Source organism: Caballeronia sp. GAWG1-1 (assembly GCF_023631465.1).
Taxonomy (GTDB): domain Bacteria; phylum Pseudomonadota; class Gammaproteobacteria; order Burkholderiales; family Burkholderiaceae; genus Caballeronia.
Genome location: NZ_JALQDB010000041.1, coordinates 1 through 12574 on the forward strand (window position 1 = coordinate 1; position 12574 = coordinate 12574).

Here is a 12574-nt window from a genome sequence, read left to right on the forward strand (position 1 = left end):
AAGGGCAAGCCCGGAGCGTTTGGCCTTGCAATGCAGAAGCTGCCTGCAGATGTTGTGCGCGAGATTAAGAGCAACAAGTTTATCCATGCCGCAGGTGGAAGTAAGAATGGCTAATACGAACAAAACCGATCCCGCAGATCGCACGCCTCTTGAAGTGCTGGACGCAATTGGCGCCAACACGAAGGCTTATCCTTCCGATGACTGCATCCCATGCGGTGCGGTAATTCATATCGGCTTCTTTTTTGATGGATTCGGTCGACACCGTGACCATGATGACCCATCGACGTCCCGATATTCCAATATCTGCCGGCTCTGGGAAGCACACCGAGAAAACAAGGATCGACGCCGTGGGAAGACCCCCAATCAGTTTTGGTACCGACTCTACTACTCCGGCCTGGGCACGGACCTCAACAAAGAAGCCAAAGACGGCGAAATCGTATCCGCGCTGACGAGCAAGGTCGTGAGTGCGGCTCAAGGTCAGGTATCGAACGCAAAGAAGATTGGCGAAAAAATCACCGGTGTCGACCGTCTCCAGCTCGATCCGAAGAGCGCCATTACCAACGGATTCAAAAAGGGTTTGGAGGAGCATTCCTATCGCCCTGTCGTGGATGCATACGATGGACTCGTCAAAGAGGCGAAGGCGTTGCGTACCAATGCCGGACGCGTCTTGCGCTTCTTCAGGACCGGCGCCGTGCTCGACCGTGGCCGCGCGGCCGGGCGCATCCTCGCCAAGGACGCGATGAGAAGCGGCCGTCAGATCCTTTTCGATCTCAGGAAGAATCCGTTGAAGGTTGGCTGGGCAGTGGCGGGCGAGCTGTTCAAATGTTCGTTCGACGTGGTTCCTGTTCTCAGGGACAACTCAGTGGTCGCGCGGCTTTTGGGCACCGGGGTCGAGCCGCGCCTTCAGGCGGCCAAGACCCAGTTTGAGAAAGCGATTGAGGACGCGAGGGCAAGGATGCCCAAGGTCCAGCACGTCAAGGTGTCTGTGTTCGGCGCGGATCGCGGTTGCGTCCTTGCGAGGGCCTTGCTGAATGACCTGAGTGCGACATACAAACATCCGAGCGAAGCCATACTGGAATACAAGATTCCAAAGGACCCGAACGGCGCGACCATTCCTATCGAGATCGTGTTCGTCGGTTTGCTCGACGCGGTGTCGTCGTTGGTCCAGGAGAATGCGCTGATCAGCATGGTGCCCTTGGTCGGAGCAATCAAACAGAATTACGGCGACCAAATGCTTGGCGTGCCGCAGGCAGTTCAGCGCTGCGTTCACTTTGCCGCCGCGCACGAACTACGCTTCTATCAACGGCTCGACAGCCTGGAAAATACACGCGGCCTGCAATATCTTTATCCCGGCACCAGCGAAGACATAACTGGCGGCGCACCGCCAGGATCGCTCGGCGCGCGCGCGGAGCTTCAGCGAGTCGTCCTGCGCGACATGCTGAACGAAGCGCTTATAAATGGCGCAGCGATGGACACGATGGAAAATCTCCAGCACTTCAAGGGGGATACATTCCAAAAATTCACCTTGGCAAACCCCATCACTGACGGCCAGAACACGTACAAGATCTGGGAACTGATGAAGGCCTACCGTGAGATGGTGCCCTACGTCGCGCGTCTGAATTTTGTCGATCACATGCAGGTCTTTTTACGCTGGATGGCGGTTCGCTATACATCGTCCGAATTTCGCGCCACCGTGACCAACCAGTTCGACGCGCTGGCTGCAAAGCATGAAGCCATTCTGAAGGAACGCAACGACGCGACTGCTGCTTATCTCGCCTTGCGCAAGCAATTTCCGGTGCCGGATTCGATCACCTTAGGCAAGGCGCAGAACCGCATGGAGGCGGCAAGGAGCGCTGAAATGGAGGCGTTGCGCGACGCCAGCGCCGAGAAAGCGAGACCGTCGGTCGGTGTGTGGGAGCGTATCCAGGCGGAGTCGACGGACATGATCCAACGCGACACCGCTTTGGCCGGCATGCGCCGCGCGGTGAATCAAGCGCGCGCCGGTGTACAGATCGGCGAACAGCCTTATGACGCGGACCCGGAGTTTGGCGCATCGATCATCGAGGAACACATGGACGCGATGATCAGCGCCGAGCAGCAAAGCCTGGTTCAGGCGTGGAAGATGGGACTGTCGGGCAAGAACCCGCTTCCGCCCAAGGTCATGGCGCTGTTCGATCTTCTCGTGCACGACACCATGCTCACGAGCTGGCAGGACCATGTGCTGTCTTCCTCGCTTTATTTCCGGTTGCGCGGAGTCGATACGTTCGGCTCGACCGACTACGAGGCCGAGGAGAAAGCGCGCAAGCGTACGGAAGAGAACGCGAGCCGCGCGTCGCAGATCAACCGTGGCATGAACCCCGCGCCGCGACCTCCCGCCCGTGTTTGAACGTGGCGGTCATGGCCATGTGTTGCGTAAGCCATGACCGCTTGATTATTTCCTCCTCGGACCAGACATGCCAGGAATTATTCGCATAGGCGACCGCCATACCGGCGACGGCGCCGTCACGCAAGGTTCAGCAACCTGCGTTTTCATGGGACGCGCGGTTGCGCGCCTGCACGATCGTGTCACGTGTCCCCGCCACGGTGACAACCGTATTGCTTCGGCAACCTCAGGGGCTTTCGATAACGGTTTGGAGATCGCGCAACACAACGACCGCTGCGAATGCGGTTGTCGTCTGATCTCCTCACTTCCAAATAGCGGCAAAAGCTAAGTATGGCGCTGGACCTGGATAATCTTCCACCGGAACGCGCCGAACCGGACGAGCCGCCATCGAGGTTCGTCTGGACAGTGGTCTTCTTCGTCCTGGCTATCGCCGGAATCTTTGGCGTGATGGCGTTGTGGCCGCGCGCGGAACCAATGCAGACGCCCTTGTTCTGGACTTGCCTTGTGCTATATCCAACGGGCCTCGCCGCGTTTGTCGTTTCACGTCGGTTCAGCATTCACGAGAGGCAGTGTCTCAATGCGCGGGACTGGAATGAGGCACGAAAGCGGTACAACGAAAAGTTGTTCGCACGCGAAAGCATTCCGATGGCCGTGCTCGCCACGGCCATCCGCGTAACGGATGACGAGACAGCGAAACTCGTGACAAAGATAGAAGAAAACGCGTTGACACTCAAGGCTCAGGCATCGGAGCTCATGGAGGACGCATCGGTAACGGCGCGGTGGCTCCAACCAGACGACGCGCTCTTTGCCGTCGACGACAAGGAGCGCCACGGCCTGCTGCTGTCCTGGCTCTTCGACCAACTTATCGGCGAACTTGCGGACCGTCTCGGGTCGCTTCCGGATGATTTTCCGCTGCGCGTCTTTCTCGATATCGGGGGCTATATCGGGGAGGCAGACGCAAAAACGACCTGGGAAGGCATATGGGCGCGTCATGAGTTGCGTCAGGCGGAAACGACGTACACGCCAGTGCCCGTTGATCTGATGACGGTCGATCAATGGCTCGACGATACGAGTGGCGCCTTGCATCTCTACGCGGTCCTGCTGATTTCGGTATCGCTTCAAACCATGTTGGATGGAGCGCCCAACGCAGGCGAGGCCGAGGCGGGCGTCGCGCTTCTCGTGGCCTCGCATGGATTAGCGGCCGAGCATCGACTCATGTCCGTCGCGCACATGCATCGCCCATTGAATTCGGCGCGGACCCATCTCGACAGCGCGCTCACACATGCGCTGCAATGGGCAAAAGCCGACGCGCCGTCGTTGGAGTCGGTCTGGATGACCGGATTCGACGGCGAATCGGTCGGGCCTTTGCACTCATCCCTGAGTCACGTTGGCGTGCGTGAGGCAGGCGAAGACCCGTTGACGGAATTCAATCTCGACGGCACGGTGGGACGAACGGGGAGATCGGCCGACTGGCTCGCCGTAGCGTGCGGGGCGAACAGAGCGGACCGGTTGAGCGCGCCGCAACTCGTCGCCCGTAGCGCCGGCGAACACTTTCACATGGCTGTGGTGCAAAACAGCCGTAATAAGCAGAAAGACGAATGACTCGTAAATTCAAGCTAGACTTTTTAGCCACGCTATCCCTCGTGATCTTGCCCGGCATGCTGGTCTGGGTACGGCCTCAGTGGGTCGGGATCTCAGCTGACAGTCGTGGAGCTGTCATAGCAGCACTGTGCGCTATTTTCATCGTGCTATGGCTCGTGCTCAGTTATAGCGAAGCGTCGCGTGCGGCCGTGGCTTATCGCGCGGTGAAAGACTGGATGCTCAAACACGGCGGTGCTTCCGATGACGCCGCGCAGGGGGCCACGAAGCCAGACGTTGGTGATTTCAGCGATCTCAGGCAATGGCTAGTCGAGCAGCACGGCTGGCGCTGGCGTTGGCGCGAGCGTTGGATCCTGGTTGTCGGCGACGGGGAAGTAGTTCGGCGCGTGGCGCCTACGCTCTTCAAGTTCGGGTATGCCAGCGCGGGAGGCGCGGTTCTTCTTTACGCGAAGCAGACAGACAGTGCCCCGGATGTGCAGCATCTCGCCGCGTTGCGCCGATTGCGCCGCCGCCGTCCAGTGGACGCGGTCGTTGCACTGACCGTCGCCCGTGCGACGGGCCACGATATGTTCGATGTTCAAAGCGTCTCGCAAGCGCTGGCACGTGTCGCGCGCGTGCTTCGCTGGTCTGCTCCGGTGTATTTGCTGAATGCGGAGCCATTGCAGGCGAGTCCGTCTCATACAGATGAGCCGCCGGTCGGGCTTACCTGGTCGCACCCGCGTATGGTTTCCGATTTCGTCGGCTCGGCACTACATGACCTCACCGGCGAATTGGCAAACGCCGGGGTGATGCGTCTGTCGAAGAACCCTGCAGATCGATATCTGGCGGAATTGTCGCAGCACATAAGCACAGCACGGGAATCGCTGAAGCATCTCGTGACAGGCGCTTCACGGTCGCACGATGCTATTCGCGGGCTTTTCTTCACACCGCTGGACATAACCGCGGGACCGATAGAGTATCCGCGCGAGGCCGCGCGCAACCACGCCGGTGTGCCCGAAGCGTCGAATCGAACGCTATGGCAAACCATCGCGAACCACAGTCGCAAAGCTTACGGCAGGCGCGTGGGCCTCTCGTCGTCGAGTGTGGCCGCATTCCTCGTAAGCGCTGTCGCCGTACTATGGTTTATCGGCTCGATAATTTCCGGCATGTCGAACCGCGCAACCATGCGGGACGTTGCATCGACGTTGAGCAAGGTTTCTTCGCCGCACGACCAGACGCAGGCCTTGCTCGCCCTGGATGCTCTTGACAAACAACTCGACACGCTTGAAATACACCGCCAGCTCGGCGCTCCCTGGCTCGCTCGTTTCGGTCTGAACCGTGACGCCGCTCTTTATGAAGCGCTTTCCCCGGTTTATCAAAGCGTCGCCTCGCGCGTCCTGATCGATCCGATCAAGGCAAGACTCGAATCTCGCCTTCAGCAACTCGCTTCCCTGTCCGATGCCGAAATCGCCAGCGGTGGCAACACACAGGTCCAGGCCGCGTACGACACGCTCAAGGCGTATTTGATGCTCGCCCATCCCGAGCATGCCGACGCGTCGTTTATCGCCACACAGTTGCTGACGACGAATGCGCCAGCGCGTCCGCAGAATGCGTCAGTGACGGCGGGCACTTGGGAAGACTTGCGCCAACAGGCCGTCTGGTTTTACGCGAGGCACCTTAAGCGCGGATCGGCGTCAGCCATCGCGCCTGACATCACGCTTGTCGCGGCGACGCGGCAGACGATCATCGGCGTGCGCGGCATCCAGAATTCGACAGACGCGATCTATCAGCAGATCATCGACGAGACGAAACCGAAATATCCGCCGATGACGTTGGCAACCTTGCTCGGCGATCACCCAAGCCGAGGCTTGTTCAACACGAGCGCGACTGTTCCGGGCGTTTTTACGCGTGCCGCGTGGGACGAACGCATCCCAAAGGCGATCGATGAGGCGAGCGAACAGCGCGCGGTGACGGGCGACTGGGTGCTGTCTGACGCGAAACTTGATAACACCGCGCCGTCAACGCTCAAAACCGAACTCCGTCAACGTTACTTCGATGACTACGCGCGCGCGTGGCAGCAGTTTTTGAACAGCATTCGCTGGCAAAACGCTTCGTCGTTATCTGGCACGGTCGATCAATTGACGCTGCTCGGCGACCCGCAACGCTCGCCGCTGGTCGCACTGATGAACGCTCTCGTTTTTCAGGCAAGTGCGGACGCATCGACGCAATCAATATCGGACGCTCTGATTTCGAAGGCGCAACATCTTGTAGGCAAGGACGAAAAGGACCCGTCCAAGCAGATGCAGCCATCACTTTTGCCGCTGGCAAGCGCGTTCGGTCCTATTCTGCGTCTGACTGGCAGCGAGTTCGCAAGCAACGCACCCGCCAATGCCAGAACCACGCTGCAACTCGTGAGCGATCTGAGCTTGACTCGCTATCTTGAGCGTGTCACCGCAATGCGTCTGAAGACGCAACAAATGATGGCCAGTCCCGACCCCGACGGCATGTCGCGCGTCGCCGCTCAAGCCGTGCTACAGGGTAGAACGTCCGATATCGCCGATAGTCGCGATTACGCGAGCCGTCTCTCTGCGAGCTTGGGCGAACAATGGTCGGGTTTCGGCCGGCTTTTCGAAGCCCCGCTTGACCAGACGTGGCAAGTGGTCGTGCAACCGGCATCGTCCAGTCTGAACGAAGTCTGGCGCACATCCATCCTTGCTGACTGGAATCACAGCTTCGGCGGCCGCTATCCGTTTGCGGACTCCGACAACGATGCATCGCTGCCCGATATGGCGCACTTCATGCGCATGGACAACGGCGTGATAGCGCAGTTCGTCACGACGCAGCTTGCGGGCGTGATCGAACGTCAGGGCGACCACTGGGTCGCCACGCAAGGCGTGAATCAAGGCACGCTCATGCTTGATCCGGCGTTTCTCGTCGCGCTCAACAAGCTCTCGCGCGTAGTAAGGGTCGTGTTTCCCTCTGGCGATGCGCGGGCGCGGTATGAACTACGCGGCGTGCCGACGCCGGGCATCACTGATTTGACGCTGGTGACATCGGGTCAACAGTTGCACTACTTCAATCAGATGGAGCAATGGGAGCCGTTCGAATGGCCGGGGCAAGCCCTGGACAACACCGCACAACTTCAATGGCAAACGGAGGCAGGCGGTTTGCGCTCGACCATGTACGCACAAGGGCGTTTCGCGCTGATTCGTCTGCTCGAACGTGCGAAGGTCTCGCAACAAGATAACGCGCGTTATCTGCTCTCGTGGACGCCGGATCAGAGTCTTACGCCGCCGCTGTCGGTTCAACTTCGCGCGGAGACGGGCGCTGGACCGCTGGATGTGCTTGTGCTACGGCACTTCGCCCTGCCTGAGCGCATCTTCATGTCAGGCGCGGCGAAGCAAGCATCTGTATCGCGGGGGCGGACGCCACCACCGTTGCCGCCCGGCGCGCTTGCCGCCGCGCAGAAGATCGGCGTCGCGTTGCCGGACAAAGAATTATGACTTCGCTGGGATCAGGTCACGAAGCGTAAGAAGACTTCAGCATGCATGGATCACACGGCGATCACGACTTCGGCGCGTTACCCGCTGCCTCTTGCTTACGCATCGGCATGCCGTCGATGGTCGTGAACAATTCGCGCGATGCGATCGGCTCGCGCGATTCGAGCTTCACGCCGCCGTCCTTGCCAACGAGAACTGCGCGAAACGCGCCGGGTTTGACGCCGTATCGTCGACGCAATGCATCGGCGGAGTCGCTTGCGCCTTGCACGTCGTTGCCGATTACTTCGATCACTTGCAGGTCGCGTTGCGTGTAGCCATCGCTCGCATCCTGAACTGATGCGCGTTGCTTCGCGAATGCGGCGGAACTGACGTCATCGGCGAAAACGACGAGCAGACGCTTATGCCATGTGTACTGTTCGATGGAAGATATTGCAGCGCTTCCGGCTGCTTGCGAGGTATTGGTCACGCCCAAGAGCAGGCTTGCAGCTACGGTTGCGGGAATGAGATAGCGGTTCATTGGCGGCTTCCTGTGCGGTTTATTTCCGTGCACGCAGGAAGCGCGCCAACGACGTAACAGCCTTTCAAGCGTGCGCAAGCACTTGACCAAAAATCTACTTGCTCGCGAGCTTGTCCTGCGTCTTCGTTTCAAAGTCGCCAGCATCATGCCGCTCATGCAACTGGCTCGAAAGCTCGCCGAAGGTCCGGTTCACCATGCGGCCGCGTTGCACGGCGGGACGCGCACCGATTGCATCGGCCCAACGTCGCACATGCTCGTATTCATGCACGGCGAGAAACTCGGCGGCACTGTAAATCCAGCCATTCACGAGACCGCCGTACCACGGAAAGATGGCGATATCGGCGATGGTGTATTCGTCGCCCGCAATGTACCGGCTCTCCGCAAGCCTCCGGTCGAGCACGTCGAGCTGACGCTTCACCTCCATGGCGAAGCGGTTGATCGGATACTCCATCTTGCTCGGAGCATAAGCATAGAAGTGACCGAAGCCGCCGCCAAGATACGGCGCGCTGCCCATCTGCCAGAAAAGCCACGAGAGACACTCGGCGCGTTCCGCCGCGCTGGTCGGCACGAATGCGCCAAACTTGTCCGCGAGATACAGGAGGATGGCGCCGGATTCGAACACGCGCACGGGCTTGGGGCCGCTGTGGTCGATCAGCGCGGGTATCTTCGAATTGGGATTGGCTTGGACGAAGCCGCTGCCGAACTGGTCGCCGTCGCCGATCTTGATGAGCCAGGCATCGTATTCCGCGCCACTGTGACCCGCGGCGAGCAGTTCTTCCAGCATCGCCGTGACCTTGACGCCGTTGGGCGTGGCAAGCGAATAAAGCTGCAGCGGATGCTTGCCGACCGGTAGATCCTTGTCATGCGTCGGCCCCGCGATTGGACGGTTGATGCTTGCAAACTGCCCGCCGCTTTCCTTGTCCCAGGTCCAGACCTTGGGCGGTACGTATTCGGGTGAATCGCTCATGCTGCAGCCTCCTTCGCGTCAAGTTTTCAATGTCGCCCGAGGTTAGCAGGTCGGGTAAAAACCTGCTCGACACGAAGGAGGCTCGGCCGTTCAAGCGTGCAAGAAGCGGTGCGCCTGCAGCGCTTTCCAGTACGTGATGAAGCGTCCCGCGAACATCCCGGCGACAACGCCAGACACGAGTGCGTCGATGGACGCATAGGTTCCGAGGAGCGCCGTATCCGTCACCGTTGCCATCTCGAATCCGAGCCAGAACTTGGCGGCGAAGATGGCGAGGATCAGCAAGAGCGGCACGACCGAACCCGGCAGCGTGACGGTGCGCGCCACCATATCGACGGAAAAGCGCGTGCGCGTCGCGTTGAACACGCCCGCCGCGATGCCCGCAAAAATCCCGACGATCCACGCGCTGACCGCAAAGAGGCTCGCGTGCGGATTGTGAGCCAGATGCACGAGGCCGAAGCCCGCGAAGATCAGCGGGATGATCGCCAGCTTGGACAGCGGCGTGGTACCGCCTTTCATTGCCTTCACGCCGCGCGAAACCAGATAAGCCAGCAGCAGCCAGACCCAGACCGGCGTGCCATGAACGATCATTTGCAGTGTCATTTTCGTTTCTCCTTCAGTCGGATGATTCGTTGTCGAGCAGATGAAGGCATCGTAAAGCGGCTGAATTAGAGAAGAATGAGAGCGCGCGAGCGTTCGCGGCGCGGTCGTTTAACATGATCGCCATCGCTCGAACGCGTCAAGGAGACTGCCATGAAGAAGCTCATCAACAATCCCGCCGATGTCGTGCGCGAGATGCTCGAAGGCGTCGCGCGGCAGTCGCCGCACTTAGCCATCCTCGGCAATGAAAACGTGCTCGTACAGCGCGCGCAGCACGAGGCGAAGGACCGGCAGGTCGCCGTCATCTCGGGCGGCGGCAGCGGTCACGAACCCGCGCACGGCGGCTATGTCGGCGCGGGCATGCTGAGCGCGGCGGTATGCGGTGAAGTCTTCACCTCGCCGCCCACGGATGCCGTGCTCGCCGCGATCCGCGCTTGTGCCGGTCCGCGCGGCGCGGTGCTGATCGTGAAGAACTACACGGGCGACCGCCTCAACTTCGGTCTCGCGGCGGAACTGGCGCGCGCGGAAGGCATTCCGGTCGAAGTGGTCATCGTGGCCGACGACGTCTCGCTGCGCAAACAGGCCGCGCGCAATCAGCGGCGCGGTATCGCGGGAACCCTGCTCGTCCACAAGGTCACGGGCGCGGCCGCCTCGCGCGGATCGTCGCTCGAAGAGGTCGCGGCGATCGCGCGCCATGCGGCGGCCAATCTCGGCACCATGGGCGTCGCACTCGATGGCTGCACGCTGCCGGGCGTCGAAAAGTCCAGCTTCACGCTCGCCGACGACGAGATAGAGCTCGGTCTCGGCATCCACGGAGAAAAGGGCGTGGAGCGCACCGCGCCGCTTCCCGCCGACCAACTGACCGACGTTCTGCTCACGAATATCGTCGACGATCTCGCGCTCGAAAGCGGCGAGCGCGTCGCACTGCTCGTGAACGGCCTTGGCGCGACGCCGCAAATGGAACTGGATGTCGTGTTGCGCGCCGCCTTCGACAATCTGTCGCGGCGCGAGATTCACGTCGAGCGCGCATGGTCGGGCACGCTGCTGTCGGCGCTCAATATGCCGGGCTGCTCCGTTTCGCTGTTGCGTGTCGATGACGCGACGCTCGGTCTGCTCGATGCCGCGACCGAATCGCGCGCATGGCCGGGCGGCGGCGCGGTCGGACGGGAAATCCGTATTGCTATGGCGGCGGATACCGTCGCGGAGGGGCACGGAATCGCGCGGGAAAGCGACGGCGGCTGGGCGCGGGTCATCGAGCCGGCGCTTCAGTCGGTGGCGCGTGCGCTGATCGACAACGAACCGCGCCTGACCGAACTCGATTCCCTCGCCGGCGACGGCGATCTCGGTGCGAGCATGAAACGCGCGGCGGACGCGATCCTCGGCGTGCCGGGATCGGCGCTCGGCACGCCGGACGGCGCGCTTGCCGCGCTCGGGGCGTCCTTGCGCCGGGCGATAGCGGGAAGCTCCGGCCCGTTCTACGCGACGGCGCTCTTGCGCGCGTCGCGCCATCTCGCGGGAGTCGCGCAACCGAAGCCGGCCGATTGGGCCGCCGCGTTCAGGGAAGCGGTGCAGGCCATCAGCGACCTGGGCGGCGCGAAGGCAGGCGACCGCACCATGCTCGACGCGCTGTTCCCCGCATCGGCGACATTCGAAGCGGTATTGAACGAAGGAAAGTCCGCGCGAGACGCCTGGGAAGCGGCTTTATCGGCCGCTGAAGAGGGCGCGCAGGCCACGGCGAGCATGACGCCTCGGGCGGGTCGCGCAAGCTATCTGGGCGAGCGCGCCGTGGGTTCGCCCGATGGCGGCGCGGTCGCGGTGACGTTCTGGCTCCGCGCGCTCGCGCCGCATATCGGCGTGCGGTGATCCGCCGCGCGCGGCCGTAACGCGAGGTCCGCGTAACGTAGCAAGCGCCCATCGCTTTGGTTTCCTCATGCCGCCCGAGCCTTGCCCGGCGCGGCTTGCAGGCGATCGGCGACCGTGCGCCGCAATTGGCACGGTCTCTGCATTGTCTGGTGTGCACCGTAGCGCTAGCAACCTGAGAGGCTTGGCGCTAATAAAAACCAGACAACGCACGGATAACAAGATGATTGCCGCCACCCTCCCGAGTCTCGACGCCGACCGTACCGCGACCCTTATCGACGAATGCTATGCGCAGCGCCATCCGTTGCAGATTGCGCTTTGCCTGCGCAGCCTTCTGTCGCGCGGCGACTTTCTCACCGTGGAATTCGAAGGCGGGCAGATCGTGACGCAGGTCCTTGACGTCGATTCGCGCAGCGCGCGCTTTGTCTTCGATCTCGGCTGCTCGGATTCCAGCAATGCCGCGCTTGCCCGCGCGGATGCCCTGACGTTGCGCAGCCAGCCATCGGGCATCCAGACGGAATTCACGACCGGGCCGGCCGTAAAAGTGCTTTTCGATGGCCGTCCCGCGTTCGAAGCGTCGATGCCCACGCTGCTGTATTACGTGCAGCGGCGGCAGTATTACCGGGTCGAGACGCCGCTCGTTAATCCGTTCGTCGCGCACGGGCGTGACGAAGCCGGCAATGCCTTCCACTTCGACGTAAAGAACCTTTCGCTCGGCGGCGTGGCCTTGCGTGTCTCCGATGACCGCTTCGAAACCGCCGAACGTGGCGGAGTCTGGCGAGGCGTCACCCTGCGGATGGGCGCATTCGGCGAAGTGAGCGTCGACCTCGAGATCGCCGCGCCGCGTTACGAACTCATGCAGACCGGCGAGCGCCGCGCGATTCTCGGTTGCCGCTTCATCGACCTGAGCGGCTGCGCTGAACGCGCCTTGCAGCGAACCATTACGCAGCTCGAACTGAAGCATCTCGGGCGCGGCGTCTGAACCCGTGACACGCCGATAGCCGACTGTCACCTGACGGCACGCTTGCAAAGTGGCGAGCGTGCACGTTGTCCAATCGATCATGTAAGCGTTCCCCAAAATCGGGCATGTGATGTGCTGTTCATACGGAGTCAGAAGGCAATGCACGCCGCCTTCCGCAACCGATGCACGGCCCACTGCCTAATCTTTTTTG

At 61.3% G+C, this 12574-nt stretch carries 9 protein-coding genes; 6 read left to right on the forward strand and 3 right to left on the reverse strand.

Features of this window, described 5'->3' with window-relative positions:
• Positions 1–106: 106 nt before the first annotated feature.
• From NCT03_RS29185 to NCT03_RS29200, 4 genes are all read left to right on the forward strand, one after another.
• Positions 107–2386 carry a DUF2235 domain-containing protein gene (locus NCT03_RS29185; RefSeq protein ID WP_250494888.1) on the forward strand — a complete coding sequence of 760 codons (2280 nt, stop codon included), beginning with the start codon at positions 107–109 and terminating at the stop codon, positions 2384–2386.
• 67 nt (positions 2387–2453) lie between these two features.
• Positions 2454–2711 carry a PAAR domain-containing protein gene (locus NCT03_RS29190; protein WP_284503508.1) on the forward strand — a complete coding sequence of 86 codons (258 nt, stop codon included), beginning with the start codon at positions 2454–2456 and terminating at the stop codon, positions 2709–2711.
• 2 nt (positions 2712–2713) lie between these two features.
• Positions 2714–3985 (forward strand): KPHS_23130 family T6SS system protein, encoded by a 1272-nt coding sequence (locus tag NCT03_RS29195; RefSeq protein WP_502800439.1) that lies wholly within the window; start codon positions 2714–2716, stop codon positions 3983–3985.
• Entirely contained in the window at positions 3982–7464 is a 3483-nt protein-coding gene (locus NCT03_RS29200) for an ImcF-related family protein (protein ID WP_250494890.1), read from the forward strand. The genes NCT03_RS29195 and NCT03_RS29200 overlap by 4 nt, the downstream gene beginning before the upstream one ends.
• A 61-nt stretch (positions 7465–7525) precedes the next feature.
• Here NCT03_RS29200 and NCT03_RS29205 read toward each other — a convergent pair whose 3' ends face one another.
• The 3 genes from NCT03_RS29205 to NCT03_RS29215 all read right to left on the reverse strand — a co-directional run bounded on the left by NCT03_RS29205 (position 7526) and on the right by NCT03_RS29215 (position 9545).
• Positions 7526–7978, reverse strand: a complete 453-nt coding sequence (locus NCT03_RS29205) for a DUF4174 domain-containing protein (RefSeq protein WP_250469882.1) — start codon at positions 7976–7978, stop codon at positions 7526–7528.
• A gap of 94 nt (positions 7979–8072) precedes the next feature.
• Entirely contained in the window at positions 8073–8945 is an 873-nt protein-coding gene (gene yghU / locus NCT03_RS29210) for a glutathione-dependent disulfide-bond oxidoreductase (protein WP_250494891.1), read from the reverse strand.
• Between the two features lie 90 nt (positions 8946–9035).
• A complete protein-coding gene (locus NCT03_RS29215) occupies positions 9036–9545 on the reverse strand; it encodes a DUF6622 family protein (RefSeq protein WP_250494892.1) in 510 nt (169 codons plus the stop codon).
• Positions 9546–9695: 150 nt separating this feature from the next.
• Between NCT03_RS29215 and NCT03_RS29220 the strand changes: the two genes are divergently transcribed.
• Positions 9696–11405, forward strand: coding sequence for a dihydroxyacetone kinase family protein (locus tag NCT03_RS29220; protein ID WP_250494893.1), 1710 nt, complete (start codon positions 9696–9698; stop codon positions 11403–11405).
• Positions 11406–11625: 220 nt separating this feature from the next.
• Positions 11626–12384, forward strand: a complete 759-nt coding sequence (locus tag NCT03_RS29225) for a flagellar brake protein (RefSeq protein WP_250494894.1) — start codon at positions 11626–11628, stop codon at positions 12382–12384.
• The last annotated feature ends 190 nt before the right edge of the window (positions 12385–12574 follow it).